This window comes from Pseudonocardia yuanmonensis (assembly GCF_039542425.1).
Taxonomy (GTDB): domain Bacteria; phylum Actinomycetota; class Actinomycetes; order Mycobacteriales; family Pseudonocardiaceae; genus Pseudonocardia; species Pseudonocardia yuanmonensis.
In genome coordinates this window covers 93,736-113,569 of the sequence record NZ_BAABIC010000024.1, presented here as the reverse complement: position 1 = coordinate 113,569, position 19,834 = coordinate 93,736, and the positions used below count along the sequence as shown (strand labels likewise).

Below are 19,834 nucleotides of genomic sequence, written 5' to 3'. Positions count from 1 at the left end.
GACGCGGACGAGCTGGTCGCCGCGGGCGCCCCCGCCGATGCCGACGCGCTGGCCGCGGCCCGCCGTTCGCGCGACACCGCGGTCGACGCCCTGCTGGCCGCCGTCCGGGACCCCGCAGCCGCCGACCCGGCCGGGCTCGCCCGGGCGACCCTGGCCGTCGAGCGCGCGGTCCGCGAGGCCGATGCCCTGGCCGACGGCATGATCACGGCCGCGGACCGGATGGCCGAGCTGGCCCGCGCCCGCGCGGACGTCACGGCGGCGGGGGAGGAGTACGCGGCCGCGGAGGCCGCGGCGCAGGCGGCGGCCGCCGCCCGTGCCGAGGCCCGCGAGCGGTGGATCGCCCTGTGGGGCGCCTGCCCTGCCCCGCACCCGGACGAGGCCGACACGGTCCGGCGCGGCCTGCTCGCCGCCCGGCAGGCCCTCGCCGAGCGCGACCACGCCGTCGCGCGCGCCGACGCGCTGGCCGCCGACGAGGCCGCCCAGACCACCACGCTCACCGCCGCCCTGGAGGCGGCCGGCCGGGCCCGGCCCGGCGCCGATCTCGACGCGCTGCTCCGTGCCGCCGAGGACCTCGAGGCGGAGGCCGACGCCGCCCGGGACCGGCGCACGGTGCTGCAGCGGCTGCGGGCGGACGCCGAGCGCGCCGCGGCCGAGAGCGACGCCCGCCGCCACGACCTGGACGAGGCGATGCTGCGCTGGCGGCACGCCCTGCGCGCCGCGGGCGGGCCGGGCGACACCGGCCCCGGGAGCTGGCGCGTCCGGCAGGAGGTGCTGGCCGAGGCCGTTCGGGCGGAGGCCGACGGCCGGGCCCTGGCCGGGGAGGCCAAGCGGCTCGCGGCGCGGGTCTCCGCGCACGAGAAGGCCGTGACCGCGCTCGCGGAGCGGCACCTCGGGCGCGCGCTGCCCCCGGCCGTCGCGCTGCCCGAGCTGACCGAGCGGGTCCGGCGGGCGGCGGAGGCCGCGGTGTCGGCCCGGCACGTCGACGCCGCCACCGAGCAGGCCGAGGCCGAGGCACGCCGCGTCCGCCGCGAGGCGTCGGCGGCCCGGCAGCGGCTCGACCGGCTCGCGGTGGAGCTGTGGCTCACCGCGGCGCCCGAGGAGGGCGGCCTGGAGGCCGCGGCCGAGCGGGGCCGCGAGGCCGTCCGGATCCGCGAGGAGGAGGCCACGGCCCTGGCCCTGCTCCGCACCGCGGCCCCGGATCTCGACGCGGACGAGCTGGTCGCGGCCTCGGACACGGTCGAGGAGAGCGCTCTCGCCGAGGAGCTCGAGCGCGCCCGTGCGGCCGCGGCCGAGCTGGCGCGCGAGCACGAGGAGCTGCTGGAGCAGCTGGGCGGGCTGCGCGACCGCCGCCGCGTGCTCGAGGGGGCCGACGGCGCGGCCGTGCTCCATGCCGAGGCGCAGGGGCACCTCGCCCGGGCCGCGGAGGCCGCGGAGCGGTACGTGATCGTGCACCTGCAGCGCGAGACGCTGCGCCGCGAGCTGGAGAGCTACGAGCGGCGCCACGCCTCCCCGCTGCTCGACGAGGCGGGCCGGCTGCTCGAGCGGCTCACCGGCGGGCGCTTCTCCGGGCTGCGGCCGGCGGGCGGGGAGGCCCGCACGCTCGTCGCGGCCCGGGCGGACGGCGAGGAGCTCGCCCCGGACCAGCTCTCGGAGGGCACGGCGGACCAGGTCTTCCTCGCGCTGCGGCTCGCCGGCATCCGCCAGCTGCAGGCCGAGCGCCGGGCCGCGGGCCTGCCGGCCGTCCCGGTCGTGCTCGACGACGTCCTCATGACCTTCGACGACGCCCGCGCCGCCGCCGCGCTCGCCGTCCTCGGCGAGCTCGCCGCGGACTGGCAGGTGCTGCTGTTCACCCACCACGAGCACCTGGCCGGGCTGGCCCGCCGGGCGGCGGGCGAGGTCACGGTGATCGACCTGGGGCCGCCCGCCCCGGTCGCCGCCCCGCTGGCCCACCCCGCCTGATCCACGATCCACCCCGGACCCGGCAGGATAGCGTCCGTGATGGATCCGAGCGGCGAGCACTTCACGATCGCGTCCGGCGACGCGCGGGCGGCGGTCAACGAGGTCGGGGCGGGACTGCGCTCCTTCTCGGTGGCCGGCGTCGACTACACCGAGCCCCAGCCCGAGGGCGTGCGCCCGCCGCGCGGGTCGGGTTCGCTGCTGGCGCCCTGGCCGAACCGGGTCGCGGGGGGCCGCTGGAGCTGGCAGGGGAAGGACCAGCAGCTCGCGCTGACCGAACCGGCGGCCGGCAACGCCATCCACGGCCTGCTCCGGTACGCCTTCTGGCGCCCCGCGGAGCGCACCGACTCCGCGATCACCCTCGAGGCCGTCGCGCCGCCGCAGAACGGCTGGCCGCAGCCGGTCCGCGTCGCCGTCACCTACGCGGTCGGCGAGCAGGGCCTCACGGTCACCACGACCGCCACCAACCTCGGATCGGACGACATCCCGTTCGGCCTGGGCTTCCACCCCTACCTGCGCGTCGGTGACACCCCGACGGACGACTGCACCCTCACGCTCGCCGCACGCGCCGCGCTGCCGCTGACCGACCAGCTGCCCGGCGGCCCGCTCGAGCCGCTCGCCGCCGACGACCCGCTGCGCACGGGCGCACGGCTGAAGGGCCTCGAGCTGGACTCGGCCTTCGGGGACTGCGCTCCCGCCGAGGGCGACGGCCTGGTCCGGCACCGCCTCGTCGCCCCGGACGGGCGCGGCGTGGAGCTGTGGGCCGAACCGGTGTTCCGGTGGGTCCAGGTCTTCACCCCGCCGGACATGCCCGGCCACGGCCGGGGCGTGGCCGTCGAGCCGATGACCTGCCCGCCCGACGCCCTGAACTCCGGCACCGACCTCGCCGTCCTCGCCCCCGGCGCCGAGTGGACCGCCCGCTGGGGCCTGCACCCGATCACGAGCCCGGGCACCGCCTGAGCGGCCGGCGCCCGGCCGAGGGACCCGGCGGCCGGGAGCTCAGTGCTCCTGGTGCGCCAGCAGCGCCGCCCCGATGATCCCGGCGTCGTTGAGCAGCTCCGCCGGGACCATCGGCGTGCGTGTCTGCACGTAGGGCTGCCAGCGGGAGAACTTCTTGCTCACCCCGCCGCCGACCACGATGAGGTCGGGCCAGAGCAGGTTCTCCACGTGCTGGAAGTACCGGGTGAGCCGGCCGCCCCACTCCTCCCACGAGAGGTCCTCGCGCTCGCGGGCGGAGTCGGCGGCCCGCGTCTCGGCGTCGTACCCGTCGAGCTCCAGGTGGCCGAGCTCGGTGTTGGGGAACAGGTGCCCGCCCAGGATCAGTGCGGACCCGATGCCCGTACCGAGGGTGGACACCAGCACGGCGCCCCGGTGCCCCCTGGCCGCCCCGAACTCGACCTCGGCGATCCCCGCCGCGTCGGCGTCGTTGACCACGAGCGCCCGGCGGCCGGTCTTCGCGCGCATCAGGCCCTGGGCGTCGCACCCGATCCAGGACGGGTCGACGTTGGCCGCCGTCTGGGTCACCCCGTGCTGGACGACGGCCGGGAACGTGCAGCCGAAGGGCCCGTCCCACTCGAAGTGGTCGAGGATCTGCCCGACGACCTCGGCGACCGCCTCCGGCGTCGACGGCTGCGGGGTGGGGATGCGGAGCCGCTCGTCCGCGAACTTGCCCTTGTCCAGGTCGACGGGCGCGCCCTTGATCCCCGACCCGCCGATGTCGATGCCCAGGCCGTGGTGGTGGCCGTGGTGCTTCTTCTTCGTCATCCGCCCAGCGCTCCCGTCACGACCTGCTGCGCCTCCTCCTGGATCCGGGCCAGGTGCTCGGGTCCCCGGAAGCTCTCCGCGTAGACCTTGTAGACGTCCTCGGTGCCGGAGGGCCGGGCGGCGAACCACCCGTTCTCCGTCACGACCTTGAGCCCGCCGAGCGGCTCGCCGTTGCCCGGGGCGGTGGTGAGCCGCGCCGTGATCGGCTCGCCCGCCAGCTCCGTCGCGGAGACGTCGTCGGCGGACAGCTTGCCGAGCTTCGCCTTGTCCTCGCGGGAGCAGGCCACGTCGGTCCGCGCGTAGGCGGGGTCGCCGAACCGCGAGGTCAGCTCGGCGTACCGCTGCGACGGCGTCTGCCCGGTCACCGCGGTGATCTCGCCGGCGAGCAGGCACATGATGATGCCGTCCTTGTCCGTGGACCACGGGCGGCCGTCCGTGCGCAGGAACGAGGCGCCGGCGCTCTCCTCGCCGCCGAAGGCGATGCTCCCGTCCTGCAGGCCGGGCACGAACCACTTGAACCCGACCGGCACCTCGAGCAGCTCCCGGCCGAGGTCGGCGGCCACCCGGTCGATCATCGACGAGCTGACCGCGGTCTTGCCGACGGCGGCGCCGCCCGGCCAGCCGGCGCGGTGTGCGTACAGGTAGCCGATGGCGACGGCGAGGTAGTGGTTCGGGTTCATCAGCCCGGCGTCGCGGGTGACGATGCCGTGCCGGTCGGAGTCGGCGTCGTTGCCGGTGGCGATGGTGAACTCGTCCTTGCGGCCGACCAGCGACGCCATCGCGTAGGGCGACGAGCAGTCCATCCGGATCTTGCCGTCCCAGTCGAGCGTCATGAAGCCGAAGGCCGGGTCGACGTCCGGGTTCACCACCGTGAGGTCCAGCTTGTAGCGCTCGGCGATCGCGCCCCAGTAGTGCACCGCGGCACCGCCGAGCGGGTCCGCAGCCAGCACGACGCCGGCGCTGCGGATCGCGTCGAGGTCGACGACGGACTCCAGGTCGCTGACGTAGGTGTCGAGGAAGTCGTAGGTGCCGCGCTCGGCCCGGTCGAGCGGCACCCGCTGTACACCCTGCAGCTCCGCCTCGAGCAGCTCGTTGGCACGGTTCGCGATCCAGCTGGTGGCCGCGGTGCCGGCGGGGCCGCCGTCCGGCGGGTTGTACTTGAACCCGCCGTCGCTCGGCGGGTTGTGCGACGGCGTGACGACGACGCCGTCGGCGAGCCCGCTGTCCCGGCCCTCGTTGTGGGTCAGGATCGCGTGCGACACGGCGGGGGTCGGCGTCCAGCCGCCACGTGCGTCGACGAGCACCTGCACGCCGTTGGCCGCGAACACCTCGACCGCGGTCTCCCAGGCCGGGTCGGACAACGCGTGGGTGTCCTTGCCGAGGAACAGCGGACCGTCCGTGCCCTGCTGCGCCCGGTACTCGCAGATGGCCTGGCTGGTGGCGGCGATGTGGTCGTCGTTGAAGGTCGCCGAGAAGGCCGACCCGCGGTGCCCGGAGGTGCCGAACGCGACCCGCTGCGCCGCGACCGAGGGGTCGGGATGCCGCTCGGAGTAGGCGGCCAGCAGCGCCGGCACGTCGACGAGGTCCTCGGGGCGGGCCGGGGTGCCGGCCCGCGGGTGGATGGCCATGTCGTCCTCCGCTTCGTGCAGCTGGGTGCACCGCGCCGCCGGCGCTCCTCCGGCACGGGTGCCCTCGTAGCCTGCCGCATCCGGCGCCCCCGGTCATCCGGACGCGGCGGGAGGGCCCCGCGGACCGGCGCCGGACGGCTCGGTGCCGGCCCGCGCACGGCGTGCCGGCACCGAGCCGTCCGGGGCTACGCTCCGCCGCATGCGGATCGCGTCGTTGCTTCCCGCGGCCACGGAGATCGTCGGGGCGCTGGGGCTCGGCCCCGCGCTCGTCGCCCGCACCTTCGAGTGCGGCCTCCCCACCGGCGCGCCAAGGGACGTGCCCGTCGTCGTCGACACCGCGATCCCGCCCGGCCTGGAGCCGAAGGAGATCGACGCCTGGGTCGCCGACCGCGCGGCCGCCGGGCTGCCGATGTACGAGCTCGACCGCGTGGCGCTCGCCGCGGCCCGGCCCGACCTGATCCTCACCCAGGACCTCTGCCGGGTCTGCGCGCTGCCCGCCGGCACCGTCGAGGACGCCCTGGCGGACATCGGCACGGATGCGGTGGTGGTCTCGGTCGACCCGCACACGCTCGACGAGGTGCTGGCCGCGATCCTCGTCGTCGCCCGGGCCGCGGACGCCGCCGACGCGGGGGATCGGCTGGTCGAGGGCCTGCGGGCGCGGCTCGCGGCCGTCGGGGAGGCCGTCGCCGGGCGGCCCGTGCCGCGGGTGCTGATGCTCGAGTGGACCGATCCGCCCTACGTGGCGGGCCACTGGGTGCCCGAGCTCGTCCGCCGGGCCGGCGGCGAGCCGCTCGGCGCGGTCGCGGGCGGGCGGAGCGTCGCGGCGGACTGGGCGGAGCTGGCGGCCCTGCGGCCGGACGTCGCCGTCGTCGCCCCCTGCGGTTTCGGGCTGGCCGAGGCCGAGCGCCGGGCCGGGGGAGTGGCCGGGCACCTGCCCGGGGTCCCGCTGGTCGCCATCGACTCCGCCGCGTACGTGGTGCAGGCCGGCCCCGGGCTGGTCGACGGCGTCGAGGCGCTGGCGTGGGCGCTGCACCCGGAGGCGGTGCCGGAGCCCCCGCCGGGCCGGGTGAACCGCCGCCCCCACGGCTGAGGAGGACCCCTACGTGCTGCCACCCCACCGCCGGCCCACGAGCCGGGCGAGGAACGGCGCGACCAGCAGCATGAGGATCACCCGCAGCACCTGCACGGCCACGACGAAGGTCACGTCCCCGCCGGACGAGATCGCCGTGGCCAGCACGGCGTAGATCCCGCCCGGGGTGGTGGCCAGGTACCCGTCGAGCAGGCTCGCGCCCGTCGCGGCCGAGAGCACCAGACCGAGGCCCGCGCAGGCGGCGACGATCACGAGGATCAGCACCGTGGCGAGCGGGAGCACCCGGATCACCGTCCGCAGGGCGGGGCGGGTGAACCGCAGCCCGGCCTGCCACCCGATCACGGCGTAGGCGAGGTCGACCAGCAGGCCGGGCGGCGAGGCGTCGAACGTGAGCCCCGACAGGCTGAGCACCAGGGCGATGACCATCGGCCCGAGCAGCGCGCCGGCGGGCACGTGCAGTCGGTTCGCGAGCGGGACGCCGACGAGCGCGCACACCGCCACCAGCGCCGCCCCGAGGTACCAGGGGGCCGTCGCCCCGCCCGTCCCCGACCCGACGCCGACGTGCCCGGCCCCGAACACCGCCGTCGCGACGGCCGGCATGGCCGCGGTGACCATGCCCACCCGCAGGTACTGGATCACCGAGACGATCCGCTCGTCGCCGCCGAGCTCGCGGGTGACGGCGACCAGGCCCGAGGCGCCACCGGCGGTGAGCGCGAGCATCCCGGTCAGCGGCGACACCCCGCGCTGGACGCCCAGGAGCAGCCCGGCCCCCATGCTGACCGCCAGCGTCCCGAGGCTGACCAGCAGGACCGGGAGCCAGTCGGCGGCGACCGCGGTCAGCGTGTCCGGCCGCGCCAGCACTCCGATGACCACGCCGATCACCGCCTGCGCGGCCGACGTCGCGGGCCGGGCGACGCGGGTGGGTCCGATGCCGATCAACGCCAGGACCGTGGCCACCGCGAGCCCGGCGAAGAGCGCCGGCGAGGGGACGCCGAGGGCCTGCAGCACCACGGTGAGGGCGACCGTGAGCGCGGCGAGCAGCGCCCACCGCGCCCAAGGGACGGCGCGGGCGCGGTCCCCGAACCCGGTCGGCTCCTCGCTCACGTCCCGACCCTGGCACGGTGCAACGGGCCGTCGCGCGACGGGTGCCGCGAGTGGCAGAGTGATCTCCGATGCGTGCCACGGACAGCGACGACCAGGCAGTAGCGAGCAGGACGGGCGAGGGCGCAGGGTCGACCGGTGCCGGACCCACCGGCCCCGGTCCGGACCTCCACGCCGACGACACACCCCTCGGGCGGGAGCTCGCCCGGATGACCGCCCCCGGCGCGGAGTTCGCGCTGCGGGAGGAGGTGGTCGGCGGGATCCCGATGCGGGTGTTCGAGCGGGGGCCGCACACGCTCGCCGAGATGGTCGCCGACACCGCGGCGTTCGGCGACCGCGCCTACTGGGTCTACGCCGACGAGCACCTCGACTACGCCTCCCACCTGCGGCTGGTGCACGGCCTGGCCGCGGCCCTGCGGGACGCGTACGGCCTGGCGCCCGGCGACCGGGTCGCGATCGCGATGCGCAACTACCCGGAGTGGGGCGTCGTGTTCTGGGCGGCGCAGCTCGCCGGGCTGGTCGCCGTCCCGCTGAACGCCTGGTGGACCGGGCCCGAGATGGTCTGGGCCGTCGGTGACTCCGGCGCCCGGATCGTGGTCGCGGACGGTGAGCGGGCCGAGGTGCTGGCCGGGCACGGCGGGATCGGGAGCGACGTGCCGTTGGTCCGGGTGCGCGGTCAGGGCCCGTTCCCGGGGCGCGAGTGGGCGGACCTGGTCGCCTCCCTGGACCTCGCGGCCGGCCCGCCACCGGTCACGGTCCGCCCGGACGACCCCTCGACGATCCTCTACACCTCGGGCACCACCGGGCGGCCCAAGGGCGCGGTGCACACCCACCGCAACCACGTCACCAACGCGCTGAACGTCCTGCTCACGGCCCGGGCCAACGCCGCCGTGACCCCGCCGTCCGGCCGCCCCGCGCCGCCGCAGTCCGGCACGCTGCTGACCTACCCGCTCTTCCACATCGCCGGGCTCAACGGCCTCTACGGGCAGGTGATCGTGGGCGGCAAGGTCGCCACGATGTACCGGTGGGACCGCGAGGAGGCCCGCCGGCTGGTCCGGGAGGAGCAGCTGACCGGCGGCGCCGGCGTCCCGACGACGATGCGCGAGCTCGCCGAGATCGCGATCGCGCACCCCGACGAACTGTCCTCGCTGTCCCGCATCGGGATGGGCGGCGCCCCGATCCCCGGTGAGCTGGTCCAGCGGATCGCCACCGAGCTCGGACCGCTGTCCGCCAACGGCTACGGCCTCACCGAGACCACCTCGGCGGTCTGCGCCAACATCGGCGCGGACTACGCGGCCCACCCGGACAGCGTCGGCCGTCCGGCGCCCGGCGCGGACATCCGGATCGTCGACCCCGAGACGCTCGCCGAGGTGCCGGACGGGGAGATCGGCGAGCTCTGGTTCCGCGGGCCGAACGTCGTCGGCGGGTACTGGCACAACCCCGAGGCGACCGCGGCCGCCTTCGTCGACGGCTGGTTCCGGACCGGGGACCTCGGCTTCGTCCGCGCGGGCTGGGTGCACGTCGTCGACCGGCTCAAGGACGTCGTGCTGCGCGGCGGCGAGAACGTCTACAGCGCCCAGGTCGAGGCGGCCCTGCACGAGGTGCCGTGGGTGCTCGAGGTGGCCGTCTTCGGCGTGCCGCACCCGACGCTGGGGGAGGAGGTCGCGGCCGCCGTCCGGACCGAACCCGGCACGGCGCACGACGACGCGGCGGCCGAGGCGCTCCGCGCCCACGTCACCGCGCAGGTGGCGGGGTTCGCCGCGCCGGCGCAGGTGTTCTGGTGGGACGAGCCGCTGCCGCGCACGGCCACCGGCAAGCTGCTCAAGCGGGAGCTCCGCGAGCGCTCCGCCTGAGCTACTCCTCGTCCTCCTCGAGCTCGGCGAGGCGTTCCTCGGCGCGGGAGAGCGCCGTCCGGGCGTCCCGTGCGGCGCGGCCGGCTTCGCGCTCGGCCTGGGCGGCGTCCTTCACCGCGGCCGCGGCGGCGGTGCGGGCCTCCCGCGCCCGTTCCAGCTCGGCGGTGAGCTCCTCGACGCGCGCGGTGGCGTCGTCCCGGTCGGACTCGGCGTCCCGGAGGGCCGCGGCGGCGTCCTCCTCGGCGTCCGCGGCGGCGTCCGCGGCCCGGCGGGCCTCCGCGACGGCCTCGCGCGCCTCGGCCCGCTCCCGCTCGCGGCGTTCGCGCTCCTCGCGCTCGCGGCGCTTGCGCTCGGCGCGCTCCTCGGCGTCGGTGTCGGTCTCGGTGTCGGTCTCGGTGTCGGTCTCGGCGTCCTCCGGCTCGGCCGGGCGCTCGGCGGGCCGGCGCGCCGGTCGGGTGACGGGACGGCGCCGCCGGGTACCGTCCGTGCCGCGCCCGCGGGGCGTCCCCGTGCCCACGCTCGTCTCGCCGCCGAACCCGAAACCGGACCAGCTGACGGTGCGCGTCAGCCGCCCGGAGCGCACCTCGTCGGCGACGTCCGCGTCCGCCAGGGCGGCCTCGAGGATGCCGCGCAGGTCCTTCTCGACGGACTCGGTGACCCGGTGCCCGTCGGCCGCGGCGAGCCGGCGCGCCTCCCGCGCCATCGCCCCGACCAGCTTCGAGCGCTGGGCGGACAGGTGGCGCAGCTGGGCGCCGTCGAGGGTCCGCTGAGCGGAGGACAGCTCCTCGGCCAGGTCGAGCAGGGCGTCGAGCTGGTCGCCGCGCTCGCGGGCGAGCAGGTTGGCCAGCCAGGCGGCCTGGGTCGGCCTGCGGAACCGCCCGATGGCCTTCGCCGCCTCCCGGTCGCCGGCCTGCCTGGCCTCGGCGACCAGCTCGTCACGCACAGGAACGAAGTCGTCCGGGGGCACGCCGTAGAGCTCGTCCGCGGCGGCCTCCACCCGGTCGTCGGTGTCCATCGGCTCGTCGGTCGAGGCGTCTGCCGACTCGCCGGGGTCGTCCGCGGGACGTCCGGACGGTCCGTCGTCGGCATCCGGAGCAGAGCGGTTCATGCTCACTCGATTCAGTGTGGCCGCGGTCACAGATCATTCTGCCGCTCACCGATTGTGACAGGTCCTCAGTGGGCACCCGACGACCATGAGCAGCACCACAGTCATCGTAGTGATCGTCGTGGTGGTGATCGCGCTGCTGGCGCTCGCCGCGTTCGCGTGGTCGATGAGCGGGCGCCGGAAGAGCCGGCGGCTCAAGGAGCGCTTCGGCCCGGAGTACGACCGCCATCTGTCGGAGACGAACGACCCGGCCGAGACGGAGCGGGTCCTGGCCGAGCGCGAGAAGCGCCACCGCGGCCTGAAGCTGCGCGACCTCGACGACCGCGAGCGCGAGACCTTCGAGCGGCGCTGGACCCAGGTGCAGGCCGAGTTCGTCGACGACCCCGACCGGGCCGTCGAGCACGCGGACGCCCTGGTCGGCGAGGTCATGTCCGCCCGCGGCTACCCCGTGGACGACTTCGAGCAGCGGGCGGCGGACGTCTCCGTCGACCACCCGGTGGTGGTGCAGCGCTACCGCGAGGCGCGCCGGATCGCCCAGGCGAACCGCGAGCACCGGGCCGACACCGAGGAGCTGCGCGGCGCGGTGACCTCCTACCGCGAGCTGGTGCAGGCGCTGCTCGGCGGCGACCAGGGCCGTGACGGTCACCAGGGCGCCCAGCACGACGCCCGGCACGGCGGCGACCCCGCCGGCCGGAACGACACCCGCCGGAAGGAGACGAGCGCATGAGCGAGCACGTGGGCCACGAGCGACGGGGCGACGAGACGCGAGGGGAGCGGCTGATGGACAAGCTCGACCCCCGCACCGACACCGGCCGCGGCGACCACACGGGACGCGACGCCGGGCACGACGACCGCAGCTTCCTGGACAAGGTGCTGGGCCGGGAGCCGGGTCAGCACGGCCACGACGCGCACGGTGCCGCGCAGGAGGACCGCGGCGGCGTCGGCACCCGCGAGCGCGGCTACGACACCGGCGAGGGCGGCGGCCCCATGCCCACCCCGCGCGGGCACGAGGAGCAGCTGCCCGGGGACCGCGGCCGCGGTGACCTCGGTGCGGGCGACGTGCCGGACGACGGGCTCCGTGCCCGCGAGGGCGGCACCGGCCACGCCGACCTCCGCCGGGACGAGGGCGTGCGCACGGTCGACCTGCGCGGCGGGCAGGACACCGGCGACACCGCCGGCGGCACGACCGCCACCGCGCCGATGGGCACCCACGACACCGCTCACGACACCGGCCGCGACGCCACCGGCGCCACTGCCGTCGGCGCCACGCACGGCGGCGGCGTGCCCGACGAGCGGATGCCGGGCGACGAGGGCGGCCACGGGCTCCGCGACATGGGCCAGGGCGGCACGAGCGGTCGCGACATGCAGGGCGACATGGGCCAGGGCGACATGGGCCGGGGCGACATGGGCGGTCGCGACATGCAGGGCGACATGGGCGAGGGCGGGCGCTCCCGCGCGGAGTCGATGGGTGCGCCCAGCCAGGAGACCGACTCCTCCGGCCACGCGACCCTCATCCCGCAGGACCGTTCCGCGGACTACCTGCGCCGCTGGGAGCAGCTGAAGGCGAGCTTCGTCGACGAGCCCCGCGGTGCCGTCCGGGACGCCAACGGCCTGGTCGGCGAGGTGCTCGACGAGCTGGAGCAGCTGTTCAAGCGGCAGCGCAGCGACCTGGAGCGCGACCTGAACAACGAGTCCGCCTCCACCGAGGACCTCCGGCTGGCCCTGGGCCGCTACCGGAGCTTCTTCGACCGGCTGCTCACCATCTGACGAGCGCCACACCACCACGACGAGGGGCCGCGGACCACATCCGCGGCCCCTCCGCCGTGTGCAGCCGGGTCGTGCAGCGACGTGCCGGCCCGGACGGGCGCGCTACGCGGCGGCGGGGTGGCGCTTCAGGAAGTCCACGAGCGCCGCGGCCGCGGCCGCGGGCTGTTCCATCTGCAGGAGGTGGGTGGCGTCGGTCAGGACCGCGTCCTCCATCCGGAAGAGCCACGAGCGCAGCAGGTCCCGTCCCTCGCGGATCACCGGCAACGTGTCGGACCCGAGCACGTAGAGCACGGGCTGTCGGATGCTCGCCGCCTGCTCGGGGTCGAACCGCCACGCTCCGACCGAGGGCAGGTCCGACTCGAACAGCGTCGCCGCGTCCTTCTCGGCCTGGGCGGCGCCACCCGGAACGGTGCGGTCGACGTTGCTGCGCCAGTCCGCACCGGCCACGGTGGTCATGAAGGCGTCCACGGCCGCCACCCGCTCGCCGCGCTCGTACATCTGGAAGATCGGCGCGACGCGCTCGAAGAAGCTCGGGCCGCTCGGGACGGCCAGCAGGCCCGGTTCGAACACCGTGAGGGTCGTGACGACCTCGGGCGCGTCGACGGCGAGCTGCAGCGCGACCGCGCCGCCGTAGGAGTGCCCGACCACGTGGGCCTGCCGTATCCCCAGCTGGTCCAGCAGGGCTCGGCAGTCGTCCGCGTGCTCGGCGACGGTCACGGTGCCCTGCACCGGGCTGCTCCCCCCGTACCCGCGGCGCCGGTACCGGACGGTGCGGTAGTGGTCACGGACGATCGGATCGGTCGCGACGGGGAGGTAGGAGTCCGCGATGCCGGCTCCGTGCACGAAGACGACGGTCTCGCCCGAGCCCTCGACGGCGACCTCCAGCTCGGCCCCGTTCACGGACACGCGCTCCATCGCTGGGCTCATGACGGCCTCCTCGCCGCGATCGGTGCGCGGCACCCGACGCGGGTGCTCGCGCTCGGAGGCCACCGGACGGTACTCCCCGCCCCCGGGCCGGCCCACCACCGAACGGCCGCCCGTCGGGGCCGCGCGGCGGCGCAGGGCCGCCACCCGCACGACGACGGAGGGCCGCGGATCGCGGTCCGCGGCCCCTCGGTCGTCACGTACTCAGACGGTGAGCACGAACGCCGCGTCGGGCTCGACCACCTGGAAGGTGAAGCTCTCCTCGAGGTAGAGGCCGACCGTGTCGGCGTCGTGGTGGGAGTAGCCGATCGCGAGGTCCTGCCCGACGTCGAGCGCGAAGTCCCCGCCCCGCTCGCTCACCAGCACCGCGCCGTCGACCCCGGCCGCCCAGATCACCGAGCCGCCGAGGATGCGCTTGAGGTGGTCGAAGAGCAGGTGGCCGCCGTGCTCCGTGGTCTCGACGATCCGGGTGTGGAGGTCCGGCCCGACCGCCAGCGAGTACGGCCCGCCGATGCCGTTGCGGCGCAGCGTGTCGACCCCGCGCGCGATCGCTCCGGGCCACTCGAGGCAGTCCGTGCCCAGGGGGAGCGACTCGTACGGCGCGACCTGGGCGATGCCCTCGACATGGGCGGCCGGCCAGCCGTGGAACACGGTCCGGTTCTCGATCTCGGCCGCCACCCGGGCGGCCCGGTCGAGGTCCTCGAAGTCGGGGTCGGGGGTGCCGCGCTGGATGTCGTCGATCTCGGCGCGGGAGACCGTGAAGGGCACCCGGACCTCGGCGAGCGGGAGGACCCGCCGGACGCGGGCGCTCACCCCGGCGCCGCCCTCGACGCCGGGCGGCGGGCCCGCGAGCCCGGTGGTGCGGCCGAGGCTGCGCGCCGAGTGCTGCCAGCCGCCGCTGCCGACGAAGTCGACCACCTTGCGGGCGGCCAGCAGCGGGGTGAGCCGCTCGCGCGCCTCGTCGTCGATCGCCTTCCAGGCCTCCGTGGGGATGGGCGCGATCGCCCGGAGCAGGTGGTCGGAGGGTGCGGTCACGTGGTGCTCCTTGTGGTGAGGAGGGCGGGGGGTCAGCGGCCGCGGAGCCCGCCGATGCCGAGCGAGACGTCGCCGGAGAAGTCCGACGGCGGATGGATCTCCCGCTCGATCGACTCCACGTACTCCTCGGGGTCCTTGTCGGTGATCTCGATGCCCTGCCCGCCCGGGTGCCGCTCCTTGAACTCGGTGAACTGCCGGCCGAGCGCGTCGCGCAGCCCGGACGGGGCGTTGAGGCGGAAGTCCGGCAGGCCCTCGTTCTCCTCCTCGCCCATGTGCTCGTCGTTGGCCTCGCGGGCGTGGTCGACGCCGGTCCACCAACCCGGGCTGCCGACGGGGTTGCGGTCCGCCTCGCGCACCCCGTCCCGGATGTCGTTGTGGTCGCCGATGGCGTCGAGCGTCTCCTCCTCCGGGTCGTTCTCGCCCTTCCGGAGCAGTTGCGGGTAGAAGATCCGCTCCTCGGCCTCGGCGTGGACGTCGAGCAGGTCGGCCAGCGGGCGCCAGACCGCGCGCAGCGCCGACGGATCGGCGCCCTCGGCGCGCAGGTCGTCGAGCTCGGCGAACCGGCGGCGGAACCACTCGTGGTCGTCGAGGATGAGCTGGGTGATGTCGGCCACGGCGGGACCGTACTGCGGTACGGTCCCGCCGCGCCCGTCCGGGCCGGTCAGCCCGTGTTCTCGTGCGTCGCCGTCAGGGTCGCGCGGGCGATCGCGTGGCTGAACAGGTTGAAGCCGAGGAAGGCGGGCGTGGCGCCCTCGGGCAGGCCGAGGCTCTCCACGTCCACGGCGTGCACCACGAAGATGTAGCGGTGCGGGCCGTGCCCGGGCGGCGGGGCGGCACCGACGAAGCGCTTCATCCCGGCGTCGTTGGCCAGCACCACGGCGCCCTGGGGCAGGGACGACGAGTTCTCGTCGCCGGCGCCCGCGGGCAGCTCTGTCACGGAGGCGGGGATGTCGGCGACGGCCCAGTGCCAGAAGCCCGAGGCCGTCGGCGCGTCCGGGTCGTAGCAGGTGACCGCGAACGACTTCGTGCCCTCCGGGAAGCCGCTCCACGACAGGTGCGGCGACCGGTCCTCGCCGCCCGCGCCCATGAGGCCGGACAGGTGCGGGGTGTCCAGGGTGCCGCCGTGCGAGACGTCGTCGCTGGTCAGCTCGAACGTGGGGAGGTCGGGCAGGTCGCTGTAGGGGTCGTGGCTCATGGTCCCGGATCATGGCACCGATCGGGCTGCCCCCGCTGCTCTTCGCGACCGCGCAGCGCACCTCCTGGTCGCTGTTCCGGGCCCGCTGGCGCTCCATCGCGCTGCTGGCGATCGCGCTCGTTGGCCGACGCGCTGGCCGCGGCCCGCGCCGAGGTGCTGGCGGCGCGCCGCGAGCCGGGGATCGATCCGGAGGCCGCCGAGCGCGTGCTGCGCCGGCCCGACCTCCGGACCGTCCTGCTGGGCTGACCGTCAGCGCCGATGTTCGCTCCGCAAGCTCCGCTCAGCGGGGCCCGTAGACCACCACGGTGTTGCCCCACGGGTCGCGGGCCACGGCCCGGACCTCGTGCGGGCCCTGCTCGGGCTCGCGGACCACGGACCCGCCGCCCTGCACGAGGGCGTCCAGGGCCGCGGTCACATCCGGGACCTTGAACGCGGCCGCGGGTACCCCGCCGGTCACGTCCTCGGCCGGGCCGGCCAGGGCCAGCGTCGTGCCGCCGGCGTCGAGGGCGGCGTAGCGGTCGCCGTCGACGAACTTCGTGGGCAGGCCGAAGGTGTCGGCGTAGAAGCGCACGGCGGCGTCGACGTCGGCCACGGGGTGCAGGACGTTCCCGATCTTCACGGGGGTCTTCGCGGGGTCGCTCACGGGGTGACCGTAGCCCGTCAGGTGATCGTGATGCCGCCGTCGACGGCGATCGTCTGCCCGGTGACGTACCCGCCGGCCGCACCGGCGAGGAACACCAGCGCGGCGGCCAGCTCCTCCGGGTCGCCCTTCCGGCCCAGCGGGACGCGGGCCATCATCGCGTCCAGGTAGCCCGGCTTGTACTGGTCCGTCATCTCGGACTCGAAGAAGCCCGGGGCCAGGGCGTTGACCCGGATGCCCTTGCGGCCGCCCCACTGCTGGGCGAGGTCGCGGGTGAGCCCGATCAGGCCCGCCTTGCTGGCCGCGTAGGCCGCCTGCGGCAGGCTCGCGGTGGTGATGCCGAGGATGCTCGAGATGTTGACGATGCTGCTGCCGGGCTGCATGACCCGGCCGCACGCCTGCGCCATCCAGTAGCAGCCGTTCAGGTTCACGTCGATCACCTGCGTGAACTCCTCGACGGTCTCCCGGGTGGCCGGGACCGCGGTGCCGATGCCGGCGTTGTTGACCAGCACGTCCACCCGGCCGAACTCGGCCATCGCCGTGTCGACGAGGTTCTGGCAGTCCGGCTGCCGCGCCACGTCCGTCGTGACCGCGATCGCCCGGCGGTCGAGCTCCTCGACCATCTTCCGGGTGCCGTCGAGCCGGTCGGCGCGGCGCGCGCCCAGCACGACGTCGGCACCCGCCTCCGCCAGCGCCTTCGCGAACGCGACGCCGAGCCCCGACGACGCGCCCGTCACGATGGCCACCTTGCCCTCGAGCGAGAACCGCTGCAGTACCGTCATGCGCGGGACCTTAATGCAGTCGCACCAAGCCGCGGGAGGGTCCGGACGTGGCGCGGGCGACAGCGGGTTGCGTCCTGCCGGGATACCGGTGCGAGGATCGGGGCGAAACGATCGGTCGTTCACGACCGGTGGGGTCGCAGCGAAGTCGAGCGAAGTCGAAGGAGACGAAGACATGGCGGAGTCGCAGCAGCGCGTCGCGATCGTCACGGGAGCGGCGCGGGGGATCGGTGCGGCCACCGCACAGCGCCTGGCACAGGACGGGTTCAAGGTCGCCGTGATCGACCTCGAGGAGTCGGCCGCGAAGACCACCGTCGACGCCATCGTCTCCGCGGGGGGCAGCGCCATCGCCGTGGGTGCGGACGTGTCCGACGCCGCGGCCGTCGAGGCCGCCGTCGAGCGGGTCGCCGAGGAGCTCGGCGCGCCGACCGTCCTGATCAACAACGCCGGCATCACCCGGGACAACCTGCTGTTCAAGATGAGCGAGCAGGACTGGGACTCGGTCATGGGCGTGCACCTCAAGGGCTCGTTCCTCATGGCCAGGGCCGTGCAGAAGCACATGGTCGACGCCGGCTGGGGCCGCATCGTCAACCTCTCCTCGACCTCGGCGCTGGGCAACCGCGGCCAGGCGAACTACTCCACCGCGAAGGCCGGCCTGCAGGGCTTCACCAAGACCCTCGCGATCGAGCTGGGCAAGTTCGGCGTCACGGTCAACTGCATCGCGCCCGGCTTCATCGCCAGCGAGATGACCAAGGCCACCGCCGAGCGGCTCGGCGTGGACTGGGAGGAGTTCAAGGCGGCCCGCGCCAAGGAGATCCCGGTGCAGCGCCCGGGCGATGTCGAGGACATCGCGCAGACCGTGTCGTTCTTCGTCGACGAGCGCTCGAGCTTCGTCTCCGGCCAGGTCATCTACGTCGCCGGCGGCCCGAAGGCCTGACGTGTCGGTCGTGCCGGCGGTGGCGCCGGTCCTGCTGACGGCGCCCCTCGGTCCGGACCGCCTCGTCGGGATGGGCCGGATCGAGGTCGACGACTCGGGCCTGGTCCGCGCGAGCATGCCCACCGCCCCGTGAAGGTCGGCCCGGACGGCCGGCCCTCCGCCGGGGCGCTGGGCGTGCTGCTCGACGCCGTGCTGGGGCAGGCGATGCTCCTGCCCCGGCCGGCCGACGGCTGGACGGTCGCCACCGAGCTGGCCGCCGACCTCGTCGCCCCCGTCGCGCACCCCGGTGACCGTCGAGGCGCGGGCGGTCGCGGCCGACGCCGAGGGCTCCCTGTCGCAGGGCCGGGTGCTGGCCGCGGACGGCACGCTGCTCGGTGTCGCGACCGAGTGGGGCAAGTTCACCGCCGGGCTGCCGGACGTCGACGCGGTGGTCACCGGCTCGGTCCGGATCTGCTAGCTGCGGCCCTCGCCGGTCGCGGGCACGACGCGGTTCCGGACCCGGGTGGTGCACGCGGGCCGGTCCTTCGGCGTGGTCGAGGTGGAGGGCCGGGGCCCCACCGGCAAGCCGGCCACCACGGCCACGGTCACCCGCCGGGTGCGCTGACCCCGCCGCTCTGACCCCGGCGCTCCGACCCCGGCCCTCTGACCCCGGTGCGCTGACCCGATCCGCGGCCGCCGCGCACGGCGGCCGCGGCTCCGGCCCTCAGGCCGTCGGGGCGTTCCGGATCCCGATCGCGTACGGGGCCAGCGGCTGCTGTCCGTCGACCGGCACGGTCTCGTCGGAGACGTTGACGACCAGCGCGCTGCCGTCGGGCGCCCGGAACGCGATCAGCGGCGCGTCCTGCGCGGTCCCGAGCTCCACGGTCCCCTGCGCGAGCCGCGGGACGAGCCACTCCCAGGCCTGCGTGAGCGGGGTGGGCCGGCCGCCACCGGGCTGGGTGGCGTCCGTCCACAGCGCGGAGTACTCCAGCGAGCTGCCCTGCGGACCCCACAGCAGCGCCACCGACGTCCCGGACCGGGCGAACGCGGCCACCGAGGCGAGCGTGGACGCGGCGCTGGCCTGGCTGTCCGCCGCGCCCGTCATGCCCTCGGGCACCTCCGAGTAGAACTCGGTCCACCAGATCGGCAGCGTGGTCGTGCCGCGCAGGTACCGCGTGACGTCGGAGAACTTCGCCGCGGCGTCGTCGAGCCGGCCGCTGATCGTGCCGCCGCGCTGCGCCGTGCCGCCGTCGACGGCCAGGAAGTCGGCGCCGACCTTGTGGGCCTCCCAGTACCCGAGCGCGTCGAGGATCCGCTGGTCGATCGCGCCCCAGTCGCCCGTCAGGATCTCCGAGGCGTTCGGGTCGTCCGTCGGCAGGCTGATCATGACCGGGTACGGGCCGCCGACCTGCACGTCCGGGCGGACGGCCTTCACCGCGGTGTACACGGCGTTGTAGAGCGCGGTGTAGCCCTCGTGGTCCCACCGGTTCTTCGTCATGTCGAAGAAGCCCTTGAGCTCGTTCCAGACCACGACGCGCTCGATCTGCGGGTAGCGCTGCACGGTCTGCGCGACGAGGTCGGCGTAGGCCTGGAAGTCCCGGTGCAGCGGCGCCACCTCGAGCCGGTCCCAGTCGGTCTGCCCGGCGACGCCGCCCTTCATCCAGTCCGGCGCGCAGCAGGCGGTCAGGACCGTGCGGGCGCCGGTGCGCGCCACCAGCTCCATCCGCTTGTCGAGCGTCGACCAGTCGTACTGCCCGGGGGCGGGCTCGGGGCTCAGCGTGCCGAAGCCCATGAGGTGCACGTTCTGCCACACCGCGGAGTCCCGCAGGATCGCCTCGCCGCGGGCGTTCGACTCGGCCGGGTCGTGGTCGTCGAGGCTGTCCTGGGTGTGCGTCACCCCGAGGTCGAGCGGGGCGCCCTGCGGGGTCCACTCCCACCCCCGCCCGAGGTCGAGCCCGGCGGCGGACCGGTCGGTGATCTCACCGGTAGCGGGCGGGGTGGGGGAGGAGCAGCCGGTCAGCGCGAGCAGGCCGGCCGCGAGGGCGGCGAGGACGGGAAGGGATCGGCGGGGACGCACGGCG

21 protein-coding genes are annotated in these 19,834 nt (G+C 75.6%); 10 read left to right on the top strand and 11 right to left on the bottom strand.

The features are described 5' to 3' along the window. Both ABD990_RS27995 and ABD990_RS27990 read left to right on the top strand, forming a co-directional pair. On the top strand, positions 1-1,959 hold a 1,959-nt coding region (locus ABD990_RS27995), incomplete at its 5' end, for an ATP-binding protein (RefSeq protein ID WP_345383748.1). 39 nt (positions 1,960-1,998) lie between these two features. After that, positions 1,999-2,916 carry an aldose 1-epimerase family protein gene (locus tag ABD990_RS27990; protein ID WP_345383756.1) on the top strand — a complete coding sequence of 306 codons (918 nt, stop codon included), beginning with the start codon at positions 1,999-2,001 and terminating at the stop codon, positions 2,914-2,916. A gap of 39 nt (positions 2,917-2,955) precedes the next feature. Here ABD990_RS27990 and ppgK read toward each other — a convergent pair whose 3' ends face one another. Next, positions 2,956-3,720 carry a polyphosphate--glucose phosphotransferase gene (gene ppgK, locus ABD990_RS27985; RefSeq protein ID WP_345383747.1) on the bottom strand — a complete coding sequence of 255 codons (765 nt, stop codon included), beginning with the start codon at positions 3,718-3,720 and terminating at the stop codon, positions 2,956-2,958. Continuing rightward, positions 3,717-5,348, bottom strand: a complete 1,632-nt coding sequence (gene pgm / locus ABD990_RS27980) for a phosphoglucomutase (alpha-D-glucose-1,6-bisphosphate-dependent) (RefSeq protein ID WP_345383746.1) — start codon at positions 5,346-5,348, stop codon at positions 3,717-3,719. The genes ppgK and pgm overlap by 4 nt, the downstream gene beginning before the upstream one ends. Before the next feature lie 199 nt (positions 5,349-5,547). Here pgm and ABD990_RS27975 point away from each other — a divergent pair, with 199 nt between their 5' ends. Continuing rightward, positions 5,548-6,438 carry an ABC transporter substrate-binding protein gene (locus ABD990_RS27975; protein ID WP_345383745.1) on the top strand — a complete coding sequence of 297 codons (891 nt, stop codon included), beginning with the start codon at positions 5,548-5,550 and terminating at the stop codon, positions 6,436-6,438. A 9-nt stretch (positions 6,439-6,447) separates the two neighbouring features. Here the strand turns inward: ABD990_RS27975 and ABD990_RS27970 are convergent, their stop codons facing one another. Beyond that, the gene (locus ABD990_RS27970) at positions 6,448-7,542 is read right to left on the bottom strand and encodes an AbrB family transcriptional regulator (protein WP_345383744.1); all 1,095 of its coding nucleotides are present in this window, start codon (positions 7,540-7,542) and stop codon (positions 6,448-6,450) included. Between the two features lie 206 nt (positions 7,543-7,748). Here ABD990_RS27970 and ABD990_RS27965 point away from each other — a divergent pair, with 206 nt between their 5' ends. Then, on the top strand, positions 7,749-9,392 hold the full coding sequence (locus tag ABD990_RS27965; RefSeq protein ID WP_345383743.1) for a class I adenylate-forming enzyme family protein: 1,644 nt from the start codon (positions 7,749-7,751) through the stop codon (positions 9,390-9,392). 1 nt (position 9,393) lies between these two features. Here ABD990_RS27965 and ABD990_RS27960 read toward each other — a convergent pair whose 3' ends face one another. Then, positions 9,394-10,500 carry a hypothetical protein gene (locus ABD990_RS27960; protein ID WP_345383742.1) on the bottom strand — a complete coding sequence of 369 codons (1,107 nt, stop codon included), beginning with the start codon at positions 10,498-10,500 and terminating at the stop codon, positions 9,394-9,396. Positions 10,501-10,585: 85 nt separating this feature from the next. Here ABD990_RS27960 and ABD990_RS27955 point away from each other — a divergent pair, with 85 nt between their 5' ends. Next, positions 10,586-11,224 carry a hypothetical protein gene (locus tag ABD990_RS27955; RefSeq protein WP_345383741.1) on the top strand — a complete coding sequence of 213 codons (639 nt, stop codon included), beginning with the start codon at positions 10,586-10,588 and terminating at the stop codon, positions 11,222-11,224. Beyond that, positions 11,221-12,264 carry a hypothetical protein gene (locus tag ABD990_RS27950; protein ID WP_345383740.1) on the top strand — a complete coding sequence of 348 codons (1,044 nt, stop codon included), beginning with the start codon at positions 11,221-11,223 and terminating at the stop codon, positions 12,262-12,264. The genes ABD990_RS27955 and ABD990_RS27950 overlap by 4 nt, the downstream gene beginning before the upstream one ends. A gap of 102 nt (positions 12,265-12,366) precedes the next feature. Here the strand turns inward: ABD990_RS27950 and ABD990_RS27945 are convergent, their stop codons facing one another. The 4 genes from ABD990_RS27945 to ABD990_RS27930 form a co-directional block, all read right to left on the bottom strand. Beyond that, on the bottom strand, positions 12,367-13,191 hold the full coding sequence (locus ABD990_RS27945; RefSeq protein WP_345383739.1) for an alpha/beta fold hydrolase: 825 nt from the start codon (positions 13,189-13,191) through the stop codon (positions 12,367-12,369). A 201-nt stretch (positions 13,192-13,392) separates the two neighbouring features. Then, complete coding sequence (locus ABD990_RS27940) at positions 13,393-14,223, bottom strand: family 1 encapsulin nanocompartment shell protein (RefSeq protein ID WP_345383738.1); 831 nt, start codon at positions 14,221-14,223, stop codon at positions 13,393-13,395. A 32-nt stretch (positions 14,224-14,255) separates the two neighbouring features. Continuing rightward, positions 14,256-14,837: a hemerythrin domain-containing protein gene (locus tag ABD990_RS27935; RefSeq protein WP_345383737.1), complete on the bottom strand. Its 582-nt coding sequence runs from the start codon at positions 14,835-14,837 to the stop codon at positions 14,256-14,258. Positions 14,838-14,884: 47 nt separating this feature from the next. Then, a complete protein-coding gene (locus ABD990_RS27930) occupies positions 14,885-15,418 on the bottom strand; it encodes a YbhB/YbcL family Raf kinase inhibitor-like protein (protein ID WP_345383736.1) in 534 nt (177 codons plus the stop codon). 120 nt (positions 15,419-15,538) lie between these two features. Between ABD990_RS27930 and ABD990_RS27925 the strand changes: the two genes are divergently transcribed. After that, a complete protein-coding gene (locus tag ABD990_RS27925; RefSeq protein ID WP_345383735.1) occupies positions 15,539-15,664 on the top strand; it encodes a hypothetical protein in 126 nt (41 codons plus the stop codon). Between the two features lie 34 nt (positions 15,665-15,698). On the opposite strand, the gene ABD990_RS27920 is transcribed toward ABD990_RS27925, so the two are convergent. Both ABD990_RS27920 and ABD990_RS27915 read right to left on the bottom strand, forming a co-directional pair. Continuing rightward, positions 15,699-16,061, bottom strand: coding sequence for a VOC family protein (locus ABD990_RS27920; protein WP_345383734.1), 363 nt, complete (start codon positions 16,059-16,061; stop codon positions 15,699-15,701). A 17-nt stretch (positions 16,062-16,078) separates the two neighbouring features. Beyond that, positions 16,079-16,840, bottom strand: a complete 762-nt coding sequence (locus ABD990_RS27915) for an SDR family NAD(P)-dependent oxidoreductase (protein ID WP_345383733.1) — start codon at positions 16,838-16,840, stop codon at positions 16,079-16,081. A 172-nt stretch (positions 16,841-17,012) separates the two neighbouring features. Between ABD990_RS27915 and fabG the strand changes: the two genes are divergently transcribed. The 3 genes from fabG (at position 17,013) to ABD990_RS27900 (ending at position 18,231) form a co-directional block, all read left to right on the top strand. After that, complete coding sequence (gene fabG, locus ABD990_RS27910; protein WP_345383732.1) at positions 17,013-17,774, top strand: 3-oxoacyl-ACP reductase FabG; 762 nt, start codon at positions 17,013-17,015, stop codon at positions 17,772-17,774. Positions 17,775-17,784: 10 nt separating this feature from the next. After that, on the top strand, positions 17,785-17,907 hold the full coding sequence (locus ABD990_RS27905; protein ID WP_345383731.1) for a hypothetical protein: 123 nt from the start codon (positions 17,785-17,787) through the stop codon (positions 17,905-17,907). Positions 17,908-18,060: 153 nt separating this feature from the next. Beyond that, positions 18,061-18,231: a hypothetical protein gene (locus ABD990_RS27900; protein ID WP_345383730.1), complete on the top strand. Its 171-nt coding sequence runs from the start codon at positions 18,061-18,063 to the stop codon at positions 18,229-18,231. Positions 18,232-18,477: 246 nt separating this feature from the next. Here the strand turns inward: ABD990_RS27900 and ABD990_RS27895 are convergent, their stop codons facing one another. Next, the gene (locus ABD990_RS27895; RefSeq protein WP_345383729.1) at positions 18,478-19,830 is read right to left on the bottom strand and encodes a hypothetical protein; all 1,353 of its coding nucleotides are present in this window, start codon (positions 19,828-19,830) and stop codon (positions 18,478-18,480) included. Between the last annotated feature and the right edge of the window lie 4 nt (positions 19,831-19,834).